Origin of the sequence: Marinomonas sp. (assembly GCF_039940335.1) — a bacterium.
In the GTDB taxonomy this organism is placed as follows: Bacteria; Pseudomonadota; Gammaproteobacteria; order Pseudomonadales; family Marinomonadaceae; genus Marinomonas.
The window spans coordinates 338,548-360,181 of record NZ_JBDVGW010000013.1 but is presented as its reverse complement, the minus strand read 5'-3'; the positions used below and the strand labels follow the sequence as shown (position 1 = coordinate 360,181).

At 45.1% G+C, this 21,634-nt stretch carries 17 protein-coding genes; 13 read left to right on the top strand and 4 right to left on the bottom strand.

The window, feature by feature from the left end; all coding sequences use genetic code 11:
* The first annotated feature begins 31 nt into the window (after positions 1 to 31).
* From recC to ABJF92_RS11280, 6 genes are all read left to right on the top strand, one after another.
* On the top strand, positions 32 to 3,391 hold the full coding sequence (gene recC, locus ABJF92_RS11305; protein WP_446815900.1) for an exodeoxyribonuclease V subunit gamma: 3,360 nt from the start codon (positions 32 to 34) through the stop codon (positions 3,389 to 3,391).
* On the top strand, positions 3,391 to 7,080 hold the full coding sequence (gene recB, locus ABJF92_RS11300) for an exodeoxyribonuclease V subunit beta (RefSeq protein ID WP_446815899.1): 3,690 nt from the start codon (positions 3,391 to 3,393) through the stop codon (positions 7,078 to 7,080). Before recC ends, recB begins: the two co-directional genes overlap by 1 nt.
* The gene (recD, locus tag ABJF92_RS11295; RefSeq protein ID WP_446815898.1) at positions 7,067 to 8,980 is read left to right on the top strand and encodes an exodeoxyribonuclease V subunit alpha; all 1,914 of its coding nucleotides are present in this window, start codon (positions 7,067 to 7,069) and stop codon (positions 8,978 to 8,980) included. The genes recB and recD overlap by 14 nt, the downstream gene beginning before the upstream one ends.
* Before the next feature lie 209 nt (positions 8,981 to 9,189).
* The gene (gene trpS, locus ABJF92_RS11290) at positions 9,190 to 10,197 is read left to right on the top strand and encodes a tryptophan--tRNA ligase (RefSeq protein WP_446815897.1); all 1,008 of its coding nucleotides are present in this window, start codon (positions 9,190 to 9,192) and stop codon (positions 10,195 to 10,197) included.
* 13 nt (positions 10,198 to 10,210) lie between these two features.
* Positions 10,211 to 11,074 carry a Tim44 domain-containing protein gene (locus ABJF92_RS11285; protein ID WP_446815896.1) on the top strand — a complete coding sequence of 288 codons (864 nt, stop codon included), beginning with the start codon at positions 10,211 to 10,213 and terminating at the stop codon, positions 11,072 to 11,074.
* Positions 11,075 to 11,178: 104 nt separating this feature from the next.
* Positions 11,179 to 11,685, top strand: coding sequence for a chemotaxis protein CheW (locus ABJF92_RS11280; RefSeq protein WP_445975095.1), 507 nt, complete (start codon positions 11,179 to 11,181; stop codon positions 11,683 to 11,685).
* A gap of 71 nt (positions 11,686 to 11,756) precedes the next feature.
* Here ABJF92_RS11280 and ABJF92_RS11275 read toward each other — a convergent pair whose 3' ends face one another.
* Positions 11,757 to 13,055 carry an inosine/guanosine kinase gene (locus tag ABJF92_RS11275; RefSeq protein ID WP_446815895.1) on the bottom strand — a complete coding sequence of 433 codons (1,299 nt, stop codon included), beginning with the start codon at positions 13,053 to 13,055 and terminating at the stop codon, positions 11,757 to 11,759.
* An 82-nt stretch (positions 13,056 to 13,137) separates the two neighbouring features.
* Between ABJF92_RS11275 and ABJF92_RS11270 the strand changes: the two genes are divergently transcribed.
* Entirely contained in the window at positions 13,138 to 13,905 is a 768-nt protein-coding gene (locus tag ABJF92_RS11270) for a HesA/MoeB/ThiF family protein (protein WP_446815894.1), read from the top strand.
* A gap of 153 nt (positions 13,906 to 14,058) precedes the next feature.
* A complete protein-coding gene (gene trxB, locus ABJF92_RS11265; RefSeq protein ID WP_446815893.1) occupies positions 14,059 to 15,012 on the top strand; it encodes a thioredoxin-disulfide reductase in 954 nt (317 codons plus the stop codon).
* Between the two features lie 111 nt (positions 15,013 to 15,123).
* Here the strand turns inward: trxB and ppa are convergent, their stop codons facing one another.
* Complete coding sequence (gene ppa, locus ABJF92_RS11260) at positions 15,124 to 15,654, bottom strand: inorganic diphosphatase (protein WP_446815892.1); 531 nt, start codon at positions 15,652 to 15,654, stop codon at positions 15,124 to 15,126.
* 206 nt (positions 15,655 to 15,860) lie between these two features.
* Between ppa and ihfB the strand changes: the two genes are divergently transcribed.
* The 5 genes from ihfB to ABJF92_RS11235 all read left to right on the top strand — a co-directional run bounded on the left by ihfB (position 15,861) and on the right by ABJF92_RS11235 (position 18,960).
* Positions 15,861 to 16,166: an integration host factor subunit beta gene (gene ihfB / locus ABJF92_RS11255; protein ID WP_446815891.1), complete on the top strand. Its 306-nt coding sequence runs from the start codon at positions 15,861 to 15,863 to the stop codon at positions 16,164 to 16,166.
* Positions 16,167 to 16,240: 74 nt separating this feature from the next.
* The gene (locus ABJF92_RS11250; protein ID WP_445975089.1) at positions 16,241 to 16,564 is read left to right on the top strand and encodes a lipopolysaccharide assembly protein LapA domain-containing protein; all 324 of its coding nucleotides are present in this window, start codon (positions 16,241 to 16,243) and stop codon (positions 16,562 to 16,564) included.
* Positions 16,564 to 17,745, top strand: coding sequence for a lipopolysaccharide assembly protein LapB (lapB, locus tag ABJF92_RS11245; protein ID WP_446815890.1), 1,182 nt, complete (start codon positions 16,564 to 16,566; stop codon positions 17,743 to 17,745). The genes ABJF92_RS11250 and lapB overlap by 1 nt, the downstream gene beginning before the upstream one ends.
* A 72-nt stretch (positions 17,746 to 17,817) precedes the next feature.
* Positions 17,818 to 18,525, top strand: coding sequence for an orotidine-5'-phosphate decarboxylase (gene pyrF, locus ABJF92_RS11240; RefSeq protein ID WP_446815889.1), 708 nt, complete (start codon positions 17,818 to 17,820; stop codon positions 18,523 to 18,525).
* Between the two features lie 135 nt (positions 18,526 to 18,660).
* Positions 18,661 to 18,960, top strand: a complete 300-nt coding sequence (locus tag ABJF92_RS11235; protein ID WP_446815888.1) for a ComEA family DNA-binding protein — start codon at positions 18,661 to 18,663, stop codon at positions 18,958 to 18,960.
* A gap of 48 nt (positions 18,961 to 19,008) precedes the next feature.
* Here ABJF92_RS11235 and ABJF92_RS11230 read toward each other — a convergent pair whose 3' ends face one another.
* Together ABJF92_RS11230 and ABJF92_RS11225 are read right to left on the bottom strand one after the other, a co-directional pair.
* Positions 19,009 to 20,724: a SulP family inorganic anion transporter gene (locus ABJF92_RS11230; RefSeq protein ID WP_446815887.1), complete on the bottom strand. Its 1,716-nt coding sequence runs from the start codon at positions 20,722 to 20,724 to the stop codon at positions 19,009 to 19,011.
* 3 nt (positions 20,725 to 20,727) lie between these two features.
* Positions 20,728 to 21,618 carry an MBL fold metallo-hydrolase gene (locus tag ABJF92_RS11225; RefSeq protein ID WP_446815886.1) on the bottom strand — a complete coding sequence of 297 codons (891 nt, stop codon included), beginning with the start codon at positions 21,616 to 21,618 and terminating at the stop codon, positions 20,728 to 20,730.
* Positions 21,619 to 21,634 lie beyond the last annotated feature (16 nt).

Sequence of the window (21,634 nt, the reverse complement as noted above, 5' to 3'; positions counted from 1 at the left end):
ATGACACTAGTGTTTTACATGGGATGTTTTAATGTTTCAGCTATATACTGGCAACCGTTTAGAAGATTTGGCAGCATTACTGGCTAAGATTCTGGCACTTTCTCCTCCGCAAAATCCATTTGATGACGAACATATTTTGGTGCAGAACCCAGGTATGGCTCAATGGCTTAAAATGTATCTGGCAGACTCTCATTCAGTTGCCGCAGGACTTGCTTTTCCACTTCCATCGACATTTGTTTGGAAGGTTTTTAGTCAGGCCTTAGAAGATATCCCCCAACAAAGTGAATTTAATAAGCCGTTTCTAGTGTGGCGCTTAATGCGTTTGCTGGACGCTCGCCTGCTAGACGAAGAATTCTCTGCACTGAATTGGTACTTGCAAGAAGATGATACGCAGACTCGCCGTTATCAGCTTTGTAGCAGTGTGGCTGATATTTACGATCAATACCTAGTGTACCGTCCTGACTGGATTGCAGCATGGGAAGCAGGTCACATAGAGGATGAATCTTTAAAAGACTTATTTGCTGAGCAGCCTTGGCAGCAAATTTTATGGCGAGATTTAGTGACGGATATTAGTCAGCAGGGCAGTTCTCTCTATCATAGAGGCAATTTGATCGAAGCCTTGCAAGAAGCCACTGTGTCCCGAGAAAAACCTACAGGTATACCGGAAAGGATTTTCATTTTTGGCGTATCTTCGTTGCCGCCGAATACTCTTGAATCACTGCGAGTGTTAGCAAACTCTGGTTGGATAGAAGTACATTTATTTCTCCAAAATCCTTGCCGGTTTTATTGGGGCGATGTAGTCGACAAACACTACCTTGGTAGGGTCATCAAACGTCAAGCGCTCAAGCCAGGCCTAGGCACCGATAGCTTACACCTTGATGCTAACCCTTTATTGGCCAGTTGGGGACGTTTAGGACGGGACTATATTGCCCAGTTACAAGATATGGCCGATAACGAAATAGAGGTGTTTGAAGATTACTCAGACGCCTCGCAAGCAAGCTTATTGCAGTACGTTCAGCAAGATGTGCTAGAGCTTGAAAATCACGGCGCCAAACAGGAACGAAGCCTAGATTATGCGGATGCAAACTATCGCCATAAAGTCTTGGTGGACGATCAAAGTGTGCGCGTGCATCTGTGTCACAGTCCTCTACGAGAAGTGGAGGTGCTTCACGATCAATTGCTCGATATGTTTGAAAAGAACCCTCAACTGACGCCAAAAGACATTATTGTCATGCTTCCTGACGTGAACGCCTATAGCCCTTTTGTTAAGGCCGTGTTTTCTCAGGCTCAAGGTCACAAACACATTCCTTTTGCGCTGATTGACCAGTCAGGAAATTTAGAAAACCCTATGGTTGACGCCTACCTATACCTGCTGGGATTAGGTGAAAGTCGTTTTACCTTGTCCGAATTAATCAGTGTGTTGGAAGTGCCTGCGGTGTTAGCTCGCTTTGAGCTAGACGTTGAGGAATTAGAGCGCATTCGTCAGTGGTCGGTAGAGGTTGGTGTGCGTTGGGGGCTAGATGAAAAGACCGCTGCCTTACACGATTTGCCTACCCAATCTTCCCATACGTGGCTGAACGGCATTCGCCGAATGCTGCTGGGGTATGCCATGGGACACGATTATATTTGGCAAGATACCTTGAGCTATGGCGACGTGGAAGGCTTAGAGGCGGCAGTGGCAGGTAAGCTTGCTGAATTTTTATCGAAAATTAGCCAAGCACAACAACAGCTGCAGCAAACCATGGGGCCGTCCCAATGGGTTTCCAGTTTATACAATTTGGCAGAAGAATTTTTCGCGGTAGCAGAGGATGACGGCTTCATGCCGTTGCTAACCAAGCAACTAGAAACCTTAACCTTACAATGGCAGCAGGCATTTTTCGATGAGCCCTTAGAAAGCAATGTGATGCGACAGTTGCTTGGACCCATGTTACAAGAGGCACAAGGCGGTCAAAGGTTTCTAGCAGGCAGGGTGAATTTTTGTACGCTGATGCCGATGCGTTCCGTGCCCTTCAAAGTGATTTGTGTTCTGGGATTGAATGAAGGAGATTACCCTCGCAGTGTGGCCCCTATGGGCTTTGATCTCATGGTGGGAGACTATCGTAGTGGTGACCGTAGCCGCCGAGAAGACGACAAATACCTGTTTCTTGAGGCCCTCATGTCGGCACGAGATTGCTTCTACGTCAGTTATGTTGGACGCAATATCCAAGATAACAGCGAAAAGAACCCTTCTATATTGGTCAGTGAGTTATTGGAATACATTGGCCAAAGTTGTGTGTTCCATGGCGATGAAAGCTTAGCGCCAGATGACGCCCAAGCAGCTTGCTTGCAGCGTTTAATTGTTGAGCACCCTTTGCAGCCCTTTAATATTCGCTATTACCAAAATGACTCTGCCGATAGGAATGCCTTATACAGCTTCAATGAGCATTGGTTGCTGGCGGTGAATGGAGATAAAACTCCTAAGGTTGATGTCAGTTTTGAGCCTTTACAGAGCTTCGAGCAGGATTCACCTGAACTGCCCTTAGAGGAGCTTAGTCGTTTTATCTCTCATCCCGTTCGCTATTTTACCCAACGTAGATTGAAAGCTTATTTGTCTTTCAAAGAAGAGGAAGAGCTTGAGGACGAGCCTTTTGCCTTATCCGGTTTGGCGGGCTACCAGCTACGCAATGACCTTTTGCAGGCCATGTTAGAAAACAAAGAAGCAACCTACTTGCAAAGGCTCGCACTGCAAGGGGCGCTACCCTTTGGTGCGTTTGGGGAGTTAAGCCTAGCGCAAAACAAAAACGAATGTGAGCAGCTCGTTGAGTTGCTAAAAAGCTATCACCTAGAAGATCTAGAGGCAGCAGAAGTCAACTTTGCATTAGCTGGGGCGACGATACAAGCTTGGCTAGACAAACCCACAGCCACCACTCGTTTGTCCTATCGTATTGGCGATGTGACAGCCCATCAAAAAATCCAAATTTGGCTAGAGCACCTTGCTTTGTGTGCTCAAGGTACGCCAATGCAGCATCATCTCATTAACTTATCCAGAAAGAGTCGAAAGCTATCTCAGTTGGCTTTTACTTTACTAGCGCCAAAGGACGCTCATCCTCATCTCACGAACATTTTAAGCCTATTGAAAACGGGTCTGTGTCGTCCGCTTCCCCTGCCGGCAAAAAGCGCAGACGCTTGGTGCAAAAGTTATTGTTCCTCTAAAGCGGCGGAAGATACAGAGCTTGCTTGGCAAGCTGCTGTGAGTACTTATCAGTCATCAAGTGCTTTTGATAATGGTGAAGGCGAAGATGCCTATTGGCGACGGTATTACCCAGACTTAGAGCCCCATAGGGCGGAATTTGAGCACCTATGCGAAACCATTTGGTTGCCCATGCATCGTCATTTGGAGGTATTGGATTAATGGATGAATCAGCTGTTTCTCAGGATTTACCTGTGAGCTTATTGGACGCGCAAAGCTTTCCCTTGTATGGCAAGCGACTCATTGAAGCCAGCGCTGGCACAGGGAAAACCTATACCATTGCGAACCTATACCTGCGTCTTTTGGTGCCAACGGGTTCCCAAGGCGATTTAGGGCAGGCGTTAACGGTCGATCAAATTCTAGTGGTTACCTTTACAGAGGCCGCAACAGCAGAATTGAAAGCGCGAATTCGTTCAAGAATTCGAGTGGCAAGAAAAGCACTAATGCTCGCCCAAAGTGATGATGCTTTCCTTGGGGCTTGGCTGGCTCAAATGACGGAGTTGCAGCGCAAAGAGGGCATTGAAAAGCTGCTTTATGCGGAAAAACAAATGGACGAGGCGGCGGTTTTTACCATCCATGGTTTTTGTCAGCGAATGCTCAGTCAAAATGCCTTTGAAAGTCGTATGTTGTTTCAACAGAGTATTGAAACGGATGAGCAAGTGCCTTTGTCTATGGCGGTGAAAGATGTATGGCGCAAAGCGTTCTATCCTTTAAGTACTGTTCAAGCGTCTGTTATTCAGCCTATCTGGTCTTCTCCTGAGGCGCTTCTAAAAGATTTATATCTGCTTAATAACCAGCCTGATGCCAAATTGGCCATCGAAAAATATGATTGGCAACAAGCGATAGATCAAGCGCAACAACAAATAGCTGCGGTACGTAAAGTCTGGTTAAGCCAGCGACAGGACATTCTTGATGCTCTGAATTCAAGTGACATTAAGCGCACTTTTTGGAAAGACCCAGACAAGCACGCTCAAGCAATGGATCGTTGGGCCCTGTCACCACAGTTTGAACTAGATGAAAGCCTCATAAAGTTTGATGCGAGCGAACATTACGAATCCCGTATTAAAAAAGCGGGTCAGCCTCCGAGCCACTCGTTTTTTGAACAAGTGCGAAGCCTACGAGAAACCTTTCCAGATCAAGCCCGTTTAAAAGCCGTTTTGTTGGCGCATCTTTGGCAACAAGTACAAGAGCGCATGAAACGCTGGAAGCACAGCACCCAATCGCTAACCTTTACCGACCTGCTGACGTCTTTGGATGTGGCTTTGGCTCAAGAAGAGAGTGATAAATTGGCGGCACGGATACGTCACCTTTACCCGATTGCTTTGATTGATGAGTTTCAAGATACCGACGCCGTCCAATACCGGATATTTTCCAATGTTTATGCTCCCGCGAAGAGTGATCAAAATCAGCTGGGTTTGATCATGATAGGCGACCCAAAACAAGCCATTTATGCGTTTCGTGGCGCTGATATTTACACTTATTTGGCTGCCAAAAAACAAGTAGACAGTGTTTATTCTCTAGCGACCAATTACCGTTCTTCAGCAGCCATGATCCAGTCGGTAAATCAGCTGTTTAGTAGCCAAGAGCAACCCTTTCGCGTAGCGGGTATTCCGTTCGTTCAGGTACAAGATAGGGGCATAAATGGCGGCTTTGTACGGGGTCACGACACTCAGTCTGCTCTGCAGTTTCTTTATCAAGCATCGGAAGATTCCGTAAGCGCTAAAAGCTATATGCAGACCATGGCTGAGACGTGCGCTGCCCACTTACATGAGTTGTTGCTGGAAGGTCAACAAGGGCAGGCCTTGATTTCTGGTCAAGGGGTACGGCCAAAAGACATTGCTTTGTTGGTAACCAATTTTAATCAGGCGAATCATCTAAAGTTCGCTCTGAGAGAGCGAGGCATTGCCAGTGTTTATCTAAGTGATAAAGGTTCGGTGTTTGAAACCGTTGAAGCCCATGAGTTGCTTATTATTTTGACCGCTGTGTTAGCCAATGGGGATGAGTTTAAACTACGCTCGGCTCTTGCTACGGCACTCGTACAATGGAGCCTAGCGGATTTAGATACCTTGAATCATGATGATTTAGTCTATGAAAGATGGGTGCAGGCGTTTCAGAATTATTTACGTTTGTGGGAAGAGCAGGGCTTGTTGCCTATGTTGCGCACTTTTATGGCCGATGTGGATCTTGCGCAAAACATGCTTGGTCAAGTGGGAGGGGAAAGACGCTTAACCGACTTCTTGCACCTGTGTGAAAAATTGCAGCAAAAGTCCCAAGAGCTGGAGTCCAAAGAAGGGGTACTCCGTTATTTACGGCTAGCGATTCAAAACCCCAATGGTGCCAGTGACGAGCAAAAAATCCGTTTAGAAACTGATGCGGAACTGGTACGTATTGTGACCATACACAAGAGTAAAGGTTTGGAATATCCTCTCGTTTATTTACCTTTTGCCTTTACGCCTTATTCTCGCCGTGAAAAATCCGCTTTATACCATGATGCAGACCAGCAGCTGTGGATTGCTATCGACCCTGATGAAGAACAAAAGGCAGCCCATGAAGAAGAACTCTATGCGGCGGAAGTTCGCTTAGCTTATGTTGCGTTAACCCGCTCCAAAGAAGCGTGTTTTATTGGCGCTATGGAAGTTGGTAAAGGGGCGACGAAAACCCGTGGTGCTGTGTCTGAAATTCACTTAAGCGGTGTGGGGGCTCTTGTAGCAGAAGGTGAGCCCTTGGATGCAGGAGATTTATACGCAAGCTTACAAAGGCTATCAGAGAGTTCACCTAAAGAGCACATTGCCCTTGTGGATATGCCTCAAAAAGCGGCTGAGTTGCCTAGATTTAGCTTGCAAGAACAAGAGTCAACAAAGGCCCAGGCTCGAGATTTTAACGGCCGAATAGAGCGAGATTGGTGGGTTGGCAGTTATTCCTCTTTAGTGGTGGAAAGCAAAAGTCATCATGACGAAAGCTTACCTGGTCTAGATGAAAATGTAAGGTTCATGGAAGATAAGCTTGATGCTGCACCAGAGGCTGAAATATTGGCTGAGGTTGAGCCGGTTGAAAGCCGTTTTACTTTTCCGAAAGGAGCTAAGCCCGGCACCTTCTTACACGATACCTTAGAGGGTAAAGGCTTACAGCCTAAAATTAACCAGCCAAGTTTTAAAGACTTACTGCAGGCACGGCATCAAACGACACTAGCAGAATACTACCAACGCCAAGGCTATGCAGAATGGCAAGAGGTGCTCAATACCTGGTTGGTGGATATAGTGAACACAGAGTTACTCGAAGGTGTCAGTTTAGGCGCGTTGCCAGTAGAACAATGTCGTAAAGAGATGGAGTTCTTTATACCGGTGGGGGGGATGAATGCTTTGCAACTGGACGCCATTGCTCGACAATATGATCCGGTATCGCGCCAAGCCCCAAGCATTCAGGACCGTCCTCTCAAAGGTATGTTAAAAGGCTTCATTGATTTGCTTTTTGAATGGCAAGGGCGGTATTACGTTTTGGATTATAAATCTAACTATTTAGGCGATACCTTTGCCGATTACAGTGAACCGCATTTGCAGGACGCCATTGCAGAGCATAGGTACGATTTACAATATCAGCTCTATACCTTGGCGCTGCATAGATTGCTCAAGCAGAGATTGCCAGATTACGATTATGACAAGCATGTGGGCGGTGTTGTTTATACTTTCCTAAGAGGCATGCAGGTCGGAGAAAAGACAGGTATTTACACCTCAAGATTGAGCTTTGCCCACGTGGAAGCATTGGACTTGTTGTTTCAAGGCAAAGCCACAGAAAATTCGCCAACAAAAGCGGCCATAAAGAGCGATGAGGTGGTGCAATATGGACTTTTTTAATCAGCTCGACGCGACAGAACACAATTCACAGTCAGCCGTTCTAAAGCAGGATTGGTTGGCTGAATGGCAAGCCAAAGGCGTGCTTCGTGCCATTGATCGCCAATGGATAGAGCAGCTAAGCCAGCATGCCGGGGAAGACAATTCGGCCTTGCTGGTAGCGGGTAGCTTATGCAGCGCTTTTCTGGGCGCAGGCCATATCTGCATTGATTTATCGGTTATTTGGCAATCTTCCGTCGAGAATTTACCCATTGAAACGCTACGTTCTGTTTTGCGTGAGGTTGGCGTACAGAGTTCTTCTGACTGGTGTGAGAATCTAAAAAGCAGCGCGTTAGTGGGGGATGGCAATAGCGAAGCGGCCACACCTTTGGTGCTGGTCAATCAGCGTTTGTATTTATACCGCTACTTTCAGTACGAGCAAACACTTATTCATTACCTAGATAATCAACTTAATAGGCCGGCTTTTCCTATCGACAGTGCTTTGTTAGCAAAACTTTTTGAAGCCTCTAATGCAGAGCCAGATTGGCAAAAAGTCGCGGTGGCCAATGCGGCGAGCTTAGGCTTTTCGGTGATTAGTGGAGGGCCAGGTACAGGGAAAACAACTACGGTCACCAAACTGTTGGCGTTGCTGGTTGCTCAAGCTATGAATGACGGACAATTATTAAAGATTGCTTTAGCTGCCCCTACAGGAAAGGCCGCTGCGCGGCTGACAGAGTCTATCACTCGTGCCAAAGAATCCTTGCCTTTAAGTGCTGAAATTACGACGGCTATACCTGATCAAGCCAGTACCTTGCATCGCCTACTTGGCAGTAACTTTGGTCGCAGTCGTTTTAAACACAATGAACAAAACCCATTACACCTTGATATCTTGCTGGTGGATGAAGTTTCCATGGTTGATCTCCCTATGATGGCTAAGCTCATTGAAGCCTTACCTAAGCATTGTCGCCTGATCTTGCTAGGGGACAAAGACCAATTGGCTTCTGTGGAAGCTGGCAGCATTTTAGGAGATATGACTCATGGAATTGAAAAAGCCTACTTTCAACCAGACTGGGCTGATTATCTCGCACAAGTCAGCCAGCAACCGTTACAAGCCTTCGGTAATCCTCAGGCTCCTAGAACTAGCCGCGCTTTAACCTTGTTGCGTACCAGTTATCGATTTTCCAAAGACAGCGGCATAGGTCGCTTAGCTAATGCGGTAAACATAGGTGATAAACGAGCTGTAATGTCTTGCCTAAATGCCAACTTAGGGGATGTGCAATGGCGCCCTAGCCAAACAAAACCCATTCAGAGTGATATGGCTGAGTTAGCCAATGGCTACGATGATTATTGGCAAGGCGTTCGAGACAATGCTCCCATTGCCTGTTTGTTTGAGAAATTTTCTGCTTTTCAAATACTCACCGCAGTACGCCAAGGGGAATGGGGTGTGGAGCATATTAACCGTCAGCTAGAAGAGTATTTTTTCAAACGAGGGCGGATTAAAGACTTACATACTTGGTACCCTGGAAAAGCCGTTATGCTTACTCGAAATGATAAAGGGCTCAATCTATTCAACGGTGATATTGGCTTATGTATGCCAGATGAAAATCACCGTTTGAGGGTTTGGTTTATGCAGCCCGATGGTAGCTTCAAAGGTTTGTTGCCCAGTCGTTTAAGCGAATTCGAAACGGTCTTCGCCATGACAGTACATAAATCCCAAGGTTCGGAGTTTGAACAGGTCATTCTTTTATTACCTGTTACTTCATCACCTGTATTGACTCGTGAGTTGATCTACACAGGGATTACCCGCGCGAAGCAGGCGTTTGCCCTTTGGGGGCCAGAGTTGTTAATTCATGAAGCGGTCGATAGGCGCGTTCAACGTTATTCAGGGCTTAAGCCGATACTCTGGCCAAGGGAAGCGACTTGATAAAGTAAATTTCATCACCATAAAGTGAGTATTGTAAAAAAACATTTATAAATTCATGAGTTAGTTAAAGTATTTGCAACCCTAGTGAAGATGAATAGTGTGATCTAGAGGATAAATAAAGATACAATCAAGGCATTACGAACCATAGTTTCTTTGTGGTAGGGTAAGCGCAAATTACATATTTTAGAGAGCAGGAAAGAGTAGTAGTAATGGCTAAAGAGATCGTTTTAACAGGTGTAACAACCACAGGTATACCTCATTTAGGTAATTATGCAGGGGCGATTCGTCCTGCTATTGAAGCCAGCAAAAATCCAGAGGCAGAAGCGTATTTTTTCTTGGCAGATTACCATGCATTGATCAAATGTCAGGACCCTGAGCGAGTTAAAGAGTCTCGTTTAGCCATTGCGGCGACTTGGCTTGCTTGTGGTCTAGACACTGATAAAGCGACCTTCTACCGTCAATCCGATATTCCTGAAATTGCTGAACTTAACTGGCTACTTACTTGTGTCACCGCTAAGGGTTTGATGAACCGTGCCCATGCTTATAAAGGTGCGGTGGATGAAAACATCGCTAACCAGCAAGACCCTGATTTCGGCATCACCATGGGATTGTTTTGCTACCCAGTACTCATGGCGGCTGATATCTTGGCCTTTAATGCCCATAAAGTGCCAGTAGGGCGAGATCAAATTCAGCACATTGAAATGGCTCGTGATATCGCAGGCCGTTTCAACCACTTATTTGGTGAGCATTTTGTGCTACCAGAGGCCGTTGTTGGCGAAGAAGGTTCTATCTTAAAAGGTCTAGATGGCCGTAAGATGAGTAAGAGTTATAACAATACGATCCCGTTGTTTGATACTGAAAAGAAACTGCAAAAGGGCATTAATAAGATCAAAACCAATTTGTTGGAACCAGGTGAAGCCAAAGACCCTGATGACTCAATTGTTTTTGATATCTACAAAGCCTTTGCTACACCGGAGCAGGTGTTAGAAATGCGCCAGAAATTTGCTGAGGGTATTGCTTGGGGTGAAGCGAAAAAGGAACTCTTTGCGTTGATCAATGGTCAATTAAGTGAGCCTCGTGAAAAGTACTTTGAATTGATGGCCAATCCTGCCCATGTGGAGGAAGTGTTACAAGCCGGTGCTGCGAAAGCTCGTGCTCGTACCCAAGAACTAATTTCAAACCTACGCAGTGCGGTGGGTTTAGTGAATTTTAATTAAGTGGAGTAATCCTGTGAAAACTAGTGTATTTGCCATGTTAATGGCGTTTGTTTTAGCAATAGGTGCCGGCGGTTATAGTGCTGAAGTGCAAGCCAAAAAGTTTGGTGGTGGTAAAAGCTTTGGTAAAAGTTTTTCCATAGCGAAACCTAAAAGCGCGACTTCATCGACGAATAAAGCTACTACGGGTGCTAATTCTACGACTAAAAAAGGCGGCTTTTTGGGCGGCTTAGGTGGTGGTTTATTAGGCGGTCTATTGGTCGGTGGGTTGTTTGCTACGCTATTGGGTAGCGGTGCATTTGAAGGCATTTCTTTCGGTGACATTCTACTGTTTGCTGTCATTGGCTTCTTAATCTACAAGTTCTTTATTGCGCCGAAGCGCCGTGCAGCGCAGGCGCAAGCAGGCACGAATGGTATGTTCCGTGAAATGCCTAACTCAACCCGCGATAACGTTCAGCCTTCGCCAATGGCAGGTATGTCTGGGTTTGGAGCTCAGCCAGAAATGCAATTTCCACCGGGCTTTAATGAGCAAGCATTTGTCGCGGAAGCTAAAAATCATTACATCGCCTTGCAGAAAGCTTGGGATGATAACGACTTTAATGAAATTCTCGACTATGTAAGTCCAGAACTTTACAACATGTTGGTGAAAGAACGCGCCAACTATGGTGACGACAAACCTCGTACAGAAGTCATTTCCCTAATGGTGGAATTGGTTCGTGGTGAGTTTGTTGGCTCAACAGCTTCTATCTCATTGCAATTTTCTGGTTGGATTAAAGAAGGTGATCAAACGTCTGATACCAATGAAATCTGGCACCTAGAGAAAAGTATGAGCGAAGCGAATGCTAATTGGACTATTGTTGGTATCCAACAAGAGAGTTAATTAATTCGCTGTTTTGCTCGTAAACTCATCTTGATTTATCTAAGATAGAAACATCAAGATGAGTTTCACTCTTCTCTAAATTAAATCGAATATGGATGCGAGCCATGTCAGAACTAGCAACTATTAATGAATCCAATAAAGCCGTTGCTGAAAGCAAAAAAGGCGAATTACTGCAGTATCTAACGTTCAAACTAATTGATGAGACGTATGGCATTAATGTTATGCAGATCAAAGAAGTTTTAAGATACAGTGAAATTGCCCCAGTCCCTGGAGCGCCTTCATACGTGCTAGGTATTGTTAATTTACGCGGTAATGTTGTTACGGTAGTTGATACGCGGGCTCGTTTTAGCTTGCCGGAGTGCAGCATTACAGACGACACTCGTATTATTATTATCGAACACGATGGTGAACAGATTGGTTTGCTGGTGGACGCGGTACAAGAAGTGTTTTACCTATATCAAGGTGAAATCGAGCAAAGCCCAAGTGTTGGTAATGATGAAGCACTGAAATTTATTCAGGGTGTTTATCAAAAAGACGACGAGCTCGTGATTTTGCTAGAGCTTAATCGTATGTTCGAAGCCAATGAAGCTTTGGGTATCGAATCTATGTAATAACCTGTTTGGTTGTTGCAGAAAAAAGCCATGCTTTGCATGGCTTTTTGCGTTTTAAGCCGTGCTGGGTATTATCTTTCCCAGTAGCTTTCTTCCAAGCTGTCTTCTTTTTCAGGCAAGCCTCTCGATAGACGAGAAGCATTTTGTGCCAAGATTTCATAGCTCACACGATTCGAGTATTTACAGATTTGAGCAAAGGACGAATAAGCCAAGAAAGGCGCCACATGCTTGCTTGAGTTTGGAATGGCTTCCTTATGAAAATGATTCGCAGAAATATCATGCAGTAAGGCAGATAGTGCACCATCGCCCGCGCCATTGGTGTTGCGGATTTTTTCTGGCCCACCCATGTAGGGGTCAATATGGGAAAATACTTTAATCGGTTGTTTGCAGTTAGCTCGCAACATAGGGCGGCTGAACTCCCAGCGGTTAAAGTCAGCAAGGCTACCGGATTTAATGGGATTGCTGGTTTCACGCTTCACCGTCTCATCCGTATGGCCACATAGGTATAGACCTTCAGGGCCAGCGGTCAGTAGCACCACATCAACATGGTCTAAGATGGCATCGGCGGCCAGTAATGGGTCTGAAAAACCTGTTAGGGCTTCTGCTTCTAGCTCATTCATCGCCAATACATTGACGTCACGCTTGATGATCTCAAGTAATTCTTCACGGTTTTCTTCCACCAAATGCTTGGTGCCTAGTGTTAAAATGGTGGGCACATTATGTTGACTCGCCAATTGTAAGGCTTTTAGCATGGCTTGCTTAATAGGCTTATCTTGATGGCGCAGAGGGTAGGCACAAGTAACCAGTGCTGCGGCGCCAGCAATGATGTTCTCAGGAATGTGGTCACTGTCTAGCTCGTCCATGTCTCCAGGCGCAATGGCAAAGGTGCGCTCACCATCTGGTGTGATAAGCGTGATGCCGCGGCCAATATCGCCGGTTACCCCTTGTAAGTGGTTCATGTCTACCTTGCTACTGGTATGGCAAATATAATGATAGGCTGGAGAACCAAGGGCTATGTTTGAAGACATGACACCCAGTAGTACAGATTTATCGTCTGCTAACACCGAATAGTTATGAATCGTATTGCCTATGGTGCCACCGGCAAAATGATCCGAAATTGATTGCTCAGCGGTAAGTTGTTCATAAATAGCTGAAGCGGTTTCGGCATCTACTAGGTTGGATAAACCCTTTTGTATTTTATAATGGGTCAGGAACTCATCGCTGACGTTGGCAACAACGTCGACAATGGTTTCGTCTAGCCCAACAATGTATGAATCTTTATCGGGTCGTACTTCCGAAGTCGGCAGTGTGGGTTTTGCTTGAGAAACGGGGAAGTAATGTTTAAGTTTGCGTCTGCCTGGAAATTTCATAGTTGGGCTCATTGATAAGTAATGGCTGATTTTAACAAATTATTTTAAGTTCGGCACAACTCATCTGATAAGTAAGGTAAAAATGAACGAATTAGAACTGGACCGTTATAGCCGCCAGCTATTGCTTGCGAACTTTGATGTGCAAGGCCAGCTTGCCCTATCCGAAGCGAATATTCTGATTATTGGTTTAGGTGGCTTAGGGAATATTGCCGCAACCTATTTAGCAACCGCAGGGGTAGGGCATTTACAGCTGGCTGATGACGATAAAATTGAGGCCAGTAATCTACCCCGCCAAGTGCTTTTTGATGAAGCGCAATTAGGTGACTATAAAGCGCAAGCCGCCGCTCAACAAATCGCTAAGAAAAACCCTACGGCTAAAGTGACGGTCTTAACAGAGCGCTTGGCAGGCGAGGTTCTAGCGAGCTGTGTCGCCAGTGCCGACGTGGTGTTGGATTGCTGTGATAACTTTGCTACCCGCCAGCAGATCAATCGAGCCTGCTTTGCGCTTAAAAAACCATTAGTAAGTGCTGCTGCGATTCGTTGGGAAGGCCAATTAATCAGTTTTCGCTTCGATCAGCAACAAAGTCTCTGCTATGAGTGTCTATACCCAGAATTATCAGATCGACAACTCAGTTGTAATGAAAGCGGTATTATTGGCCCTGTGGTGGGCAGCTTAGGAGTACTGCAAGCCTTAGAAGGCTTGAAAATTGCCAGTGGCTGCGGGCAAGTGGAGCATGGCTTACTAAAACTCTTTGATGGCTTTGCTGGGCGCTGGCGAGAGTTACGTTTAACTCAAGATAGCCAATGTGTGGTCTGTGGGAGCCATCACGCCAGTAATGTCTCAGGCTAAACCTTGAAACTTCATAGAGTGCCCCTATTTTAGTTATTAAGATTTTTCGCTAAGTTTTTTAGCCTTTTTTCGTTAGAATCACCTCAAGACTTTTAGCCCGACCATTTTATTGTGTACTTGGTTGGGCATTTACCTATTTACCGGAGCAATTTTATGAGCGATGTAAAGCACGCTAAGTTAATGATTTTAGGATCAGGCCCTGCAGGTTATACCGCAGCCGTTTATGCGGCCCGTGCCAATCTTAGCCCTGTCATGATTACAGGTATGCAAATGGGTGGACAGCTGACCACAACCACAGAAGTGGATAACTGGCCTGGTGATGATCAAGGCGTGCAAGGCCCAGAGCTAATGGAGCGTATGCGTAAGCACGCTGAGCGTTTTGAAACAGAAATCATATTTGATCACGTCAATAAAGTTGATCTAGAAAATCGCCCATTTCGCTTAGAAGGTGACAGCGGTGTTTACACTTGTGATGCCTTGATCATTTCAACCGGTGCCAGCGCTCAATATTTGGGTCTTGAGAGTGAAACTAAGTTCATGGGGCAAGGGGTTTCTGCTTGTGCGACCTGTGATGGTTTCTTCTACCGTAACCAAGATGTCGCTGTGATTGGTGGCGGTAATACAGCTGTTGAAGAAGCGCTTTACCTAGCGAATATTGCTAAATCCGTCACAGTCATTCACCGTCGTGACAAGTTCCGCTCTGAAAAGATCCTAGCAGATAAGATTTTAGAAAAAGCTAAAAATGGCAACGTAAACATCGAGTGGCACTCAGAACTGGATGAAGTGTTAGGCGATGACGGTGGCGTAACAGGTATCCGTGTTAAGAATAACCAAACGGGTGAGAAGAAAGACATCGCAGTCGCCGGTGTGTTTGTTGCTATTGGTCACAAGCCAAACACAGATATCTTCCAAGGCCAGTTGGATATGAAAGATGGCTACTTGAAAGTACAAACGGGCTCAGAAGGCAATGCGACCCAAACCAGTATTGAGGGTGTCTTTGCCGCGGGTGATGTCAGTGATCATATCTATCGTCAAGCTATTACGTCGGCGGGCACGGGTTGTATGGCGGCATTGGATGCAGAGCGCTACTTAGATTCACTAGAATAAGTATTAGGTTTATTTTAGAGCAAAAAAAAATCGATCCTCGGATCGATTTTTTTTGTTTTCGCATCGCTTAAAAGCAAAGCGAGAAAGAAACTTAGGGTTATTCAGTGAGTGCTATTGAGCGTTGTACGCTTCTACGCCTTCAACAATCGCTTTTTTCGCTTCTTCAGCGTTTGCCCAACCTTCTACTTTTACCCACTTACCTTTTTCAAGAGTTTTGTAGTTTTCGAAGAAGTGCTCGATTTGGTCACGTAGCAATTGTGGAATGTCGTTCACATCTTGGATGTGACCGTATTCTTTGCTCAATTTTTCATGAGGAACAGCTACCAATTTTGCATCCATACCTGCTTCGTCAGACATGTTCAAAACACCAACAGGGCGACAGCGAATAACAGCACCTGGAACTACTGGGTATGGTGTAATAACCAATACATCAACTGGATCGCCATCATCGGCTAGCGTATTGTTAACGTAGCCGTAGTTAGCAGGGTAGAACATAGGCGCCGTCATGAAACGATCCACAATTAGGGCGTCCATATCTTTGTCTACTTCATATTTTACTGGGTTAGCTTGTGCCGGAATTTCGATAATTACATTGATATCGTTTGGCGCATCTTTGCCTGCAGGGATATTGCTATAGCTCATTGTAGTGTCTTCCAGAGTGTTAAATATGGGGCTATTATAAAAGCTAGATTGTGTCTATGCCAGTTATGATACCTATCCATAATCAATATTCACCATTTTTACGAAAGAAAAACGTCAAATCCGAGCTTAAAAACGCATAACTTATTGCTTTCTTTCTAGATTTAGCTAGTCTTAGGTAGTGATCAAAATATAGTCGTGAGGAAAAAATGACGAAATCTGAGCTGATAGAACTGCTAATCGATCAGCAATCACACTTGCCGGTCAAAGATGTAGAGCAGTCAATTAAAGCGATGCTGGAACATATGTCTGACGCTTTGGCAAATGGAGAGCGCATTGAAATTAGAGGTTTTGGTAGTTTCTCGCTTCATTATCGAGCGCCGAGAATCGGTCGAAATCCTAAAACAGGTGAATCGGTAGAGTTAACCGCAAAATATGTACCGCATTTTAAGCCAGGGAAAGAGTTGAGAGAGTTAGTCAATTCATTAGATGATGAAATGAACGAACTTAATTAATTTACATCTTATGCCTCGAATTTTTAGTGCTATCACGGCATAATGTTACCATTCTCATATTGGTAGGTTGAATTATGCTCAAATGGTTTAAAAGGGTTGTCCTAACCGTCCTAATCATTTTCTTTTTAGCCGTCGGTGTTTTTTTTGCGATACGCAATCCCCAACTCATTCGTCTAGACTTAGTCTTCTGGCAAGCACCAGAACTGAGTGTGGCTCTTTATACTATTATTGCTTTTTCTTTTGGTGCCATAGTTGCGCTACTGGTTAGCTCCATTACCTACCTACGCTCCGAACGTCAGATTCGTGTTTTACAACGTCGTTATGACAAAGTATTCAACGAATTAGATGCCCTAAGAAAAGACTCTATTACGAAAGAACTATCAGTTCGCAAGGAGTAATGGCGTTGGCCGAAGTCGGGTTATTTCTGGTTCTTTTTATTGCCCTGTTTGTTGGCTGGGCAATGGGGAAAAAAAGCCCTTCGAAGAAACCAAAGCAGGACAAAAAATCGGTTCCTGCAAACTATTTTCGCGGCTTAAACCACCTTCTTAATGATCAGCACTCGGAAGCTATTGATGCTTTTGTAGACTCATTGGAAGTCAATTCTGAAACCTTTGATATCCACCTAACATTAGGCAATCTGTTTCGTAAAAAAGGCGAGATCCAAAAAGCGATCAATATCCATCAAAGCCTTTTAGCCCGCCCAGAAATTTCTCAGCGTGAAATGCGTATGGTGCAACTCGAGTTGGCCAGTGACTTTATGTCTGCAGGCTTACTGGACCGAGCGGGTAGACTATTGCTCAACATGGCCTCTGCTAAGAAAAATGAATTCCAGCCGAAAATTCTTACCTTGTTGGTAGATCTGTACGAGTTTGAACAAAGCTGGGATAAGGCTATTCAAATTGGTGGTGAATTACTGAAAGAAGCGCCGAGTAAAAAAGAGACTAAGCGCCTCGCACATTTCCATTGTGAAATGGCCAATGAAGCTCAGAAAAAAGAGCAGTGGCGACAAGCTTTTCAGTATTACAAGTCTGCCCTAGAAGTTGATCCTAGTTGTGTTCGAGCCAGTATTGGCGCTGCGGATGTGCTTAGTCAGCAGAGTCGATATCGGGATGCGATAAAAGAGTTAAAACACGCTGCGGAACAAGATCCTGAATTTATTTCTATTATTCTACCTAAGCTGCGTGACAGCTATCAGCGCATCTGGGGCAGCAGTGGCTACTTCAAATTCCTTCAAGAGCAAAACCAAAAGAAACCTTCCGCTAGTTTAATTATGGCGTTGGTGGCTCATTATCGAGAAACCGATAAGGACTATGCTGAGATGTTTTTGGTAGAGCAGTTACGTGCTCACCCGACTATTAAAGGCTTTAAAGAACTGATTAACCTGCAATTAGCCGATAGTGATGATTATGACCAACAGCACCTAGTGGTATTGTATGAGCTGATTAATCAATTGGTTGAGGCGAAGCACAAATACCAGTGTCGACAATGTGGCTTTGCTGGACATCAGCTGCACTGGCAATGCCCAAGCTGTAAAAGCTGGGGCATGGTGAAACCGATTCATGGTTTAGAAGGCGAATAGCTTTCTGCCAAGGGGCATTCCTTCAAATACTAGTTTGCCCTGATATTTGAACTTTAGATAAGAGGACATTGAATGAGCTGCCAATCCCCTATAGTGGTTGCCCTAGACTTTCCAACCATGGCGCAATCCATTGAGATGGCGAAACGACTGGATCCAAAACTATGCCGAGTGAAAGTGGGGAAAGAGCTTTTCACTACAGCAGGCCCTGTCATTTTGGATGAGTTGCACAATTTGGGTTTTGATATTTTCCTCGATCTTAAATTTCATGACATTCCAAACACAGTCGCGAACGCTGTGTCTGTGGCGGCAAAGGCTGGCGTGTGGATGGTCAATGTCCATGCCAGTGGTGGTCGCCGTATGATGGAAGCCTCGGCAAATGCGCTACAGCAACTTCCTGATCAAGACACACTACTAATTGCCGTAACAGTTCTAACCAGTATGGATCAATCTGACTTATTGGAAGTGGGTATCGACCTAACGCCAGAACAGCATGTTAAACGCTTGGCAAGCTTGGCTAAGTCTTCTGGCATGGATGGTGTCGTGTGTTCTGCCCAAGAGTCAGCAATGTTATCTACCGAGCTTGGCAAAGATTTTGTCCTAGTGACGCCGGGTATTCGTCCTGTGGGTTCTGCTCAAGGGGATCAGAAGCGTATTATGACCCCAGTCCAAGCTATGGCAGCAGGCAGTCACTATTTAGTAATGGGGCGTCCAATCACGCAAGCAGACGATCCGATTGCTGTATTAACACAATCTAACCAAGATTTAGGGGTGGCAATATAAGCTTACAAATCGTTGCGAATAGCCTTTGAAAGGTAAGCAAGCTAACTTCTATTCTTAAACCGTTTCTCCAATGAGAAGCGGTTTTTTTATGGTTGCAAGCCTCTAACCAAAAGTTCTAATAAGGAAGGATTCTTTATGAAACATTTTATTTATGTCATGCGATCTCTAATGAAGCGCGCTGTGTTTGCTATGAGCGTGCTCTTTATATCAACAAGTTTGTGGGCCGCCACACCTTTAGACATTAATACGGCGAATGCCAAGGAATTGGCGGTGGTGATGAAAGGCGTTGGAGATAAAAAGGCTCAAGCGATTATCGATTACCGAGAACAGCATGGGCTATTCAAGTCCATCGAGGATCTGGTGAAAGTAAAGGGCATTGGCTCGGCTCTAGTGAGCCGTAACCAAACCTTGATTCGGGTGCAAGACGTCGAATAAATTAAGCGTGAGGGTGTTGAACTAGAAGGTGAGTTTCCTTTAATCGGGTCATTTATCTTCTAGTTCCTTAATGGCTTCATGCTGGCTAATGAAAATCTTCCCACTAAGACGCTCGATCAAAGTAGAGTCTTTTAGCCTATCCATAATAGGACCTTTCACCTCAGACAAATGCAGTTTTACCCCTGAATCTTTTAGCCTATCGACTATTTTTTCCAAGCTTTGTAACGCGCTAGCATCGATCATATTGATGGCGGTACACATTAGTACCAGATGCTTTATCTCTCTATTTTGGGAAACTAAGTATTGCAACCTTTCCTCGAACACACGTGCGTTGGCAAAAAAAAGATTTTCATCGATCCGTACCGTCAAAATAGTAGGGTGAGTTTCCACCGCAAAGCGCTGAACATTTCGATAATGCTCAGTCCCCGGTAAGCGGCCGACAATGGCAATATGGGGGTGGCTGGTGTGCCATAGGAAAAACAAGATCGAAAGCACTACACCAACAATCAGGCCCGTCTCCATGCCCTCTACCATGACCACACTGAACGTGATGATCAGTAAGCTGGCTTCTTTCTTAGAGAATCGCCATAAATCTTTAAGATCGGCCACACTGACTAATTGCAGCATTGAAAGAGAGATAATGGCGGCGAGAATGGCTTTAGGTAGGTAATAAAATAAGGGGGTTAAAAATAGCAGAGTCAGCAAAATAAAGAGAGCAGAAATGATACCTGTCATTGGGCTGGTAGAGCCACAATCGGCATTTAACACGGTGCGCGAAAACCCACCCGTCACGGGAAATGCCCCGCAAGCTGCTGAGCCAATATTGGCAAGGCCTAAGCCGACTAGCTCTTGGTTTGGGTCTATGTCTTGGCGTCGTTTGGCTGCAAATGACTGAGCCACGGAAACTGAGCCTATAAAACCAACAATGCTAATGAGCACAGCGCTGGGTAACAGATCTTTCACCAGTTGCCAGCTAAGCTGTTGGAAATTCAGCCCTAAAGGTGTGCTGGGTACAGCGCCAATAATACTTACGCCCATTTTATCTAAAGACAACCAAGCAACCGTCACAGTCGTCAAAACCACCACTAATACTGGCCCTGATTTGCCAAACAGCTGTACATATTGCTGAGAACAACCGCACTTTTCTAAAAAGCGGGCAAAGTAGCGGCGCATAATAAGTAATGCCGTGATTGCGACGGTACTTAATGTCAGGGTAGGTAGGTTGACCTCTGAAGCATGGCCGTAAAGGCTACGAGCTAAGGGGAATAACGTGCTCCCTGAGGATTCAATGCCCACCAAATATTTTATTTGGCCGATAACAATGAGCAGTGCGGAAGCACTAATAAAGCCAGAGACAACCGGGTGGCTGAGTAGGTTGGTCAAAAAGCCTAACTTTAATAAGCTTAATACCAACAAAAACACCCCAGACATAAAAGCCAGTAAAATCGCAATGGTGGCGTAATGCTCACTGCCCGTGGTGGCAAAAGGCAAAATAGCAGAAGCCGTCATGACCGAGGTGAGAGCGACAGGGCCAACGGCCAGTGATCGACTAGTACCAAATAAGGAATACAAAATAGAAGGTAAAATACTGGCGTACAAACCTGTAATGGCAGGTAAACCTGCCAGCATGGCGTAAGCCAAACTTTGCGGAATGACCATGATGGTGAAAATGAGGCTGGCCACGGTATCGTTTTTAAACGAGGTTTTATTGTAGGTTTTTAGCCATACGCTGGCGGGTAGATATTTTGCAAGTTTAGAGGTCATAGATTAAGCCAAAGTGATGGGCGTTTTTAAATAGTGTTGGCCATTGCTTTCTGCTGGAGGCAAATGGCCTGCCCGCATGTTGATTTGTACACTGGGCCAAATCAATTTAGGCATTTTCAGCGTGGCGTCCTTTTGATTGCGCATGTGGCAAAACTCTTCTTGGTTAATGCCAGATCGAATATGTAGGTTGTGTGCTTTTTGTTCTGCGACCGTGGTTTCCCAAGCGTAAAAATCACGGTTTGGTGCTTTGTAGTCGTGACACATAAAAAGACGAGTCTCCTCACCCAAAGCGAATATTTTCTGAATGGATTGATAAAGTTGAGCGGCATTACCGCCGGGGAAATCACAGCGTGCTGTACCGTAATCTGGCATGAATAGGGTGTCACCAACAAAAGCTGCCCCGCCAATTACATAGCAAACACAGGCAGGTGTGTGCCCCGGTGTGTGCAGCACTTTAATACTATGTTGGCCGAGTGATAGTTGGCTTCTCTCATTGACCAATAAATCGAATACGTTTGCTTTGGCCTGATGTTTTTCCTCTAAATTTAGTAGTTTCGAAAAGGTTTTTTGTACCGTATCAATATGTTCACCAATGACGATCTTACCCCCAAGTTGCTTTTGTATATAAGGGGCTGCCGAGAGGTGGTCAGCGTGTACATGAGTCTCTAATAGCCATTGCAGTGATAATTTTCGTTGTTGGATGAATCGAATAATGTTGTCTGCAGATTCAGTACTGGTCTGGCTCGCTCCATGGTCAAAATCCAGAACGGAATCAATAATGGCGCATTGTTGGCTCGTCTCATCTTCAAGAATATAGGTCACCGTAAAGCTGGCTTGATCGAAAAAAGCGTGGACCTGTAATGAGGTGGGAGAGAGTTGGCTTGCTGTAAACATAATTCACCTAAAGGTT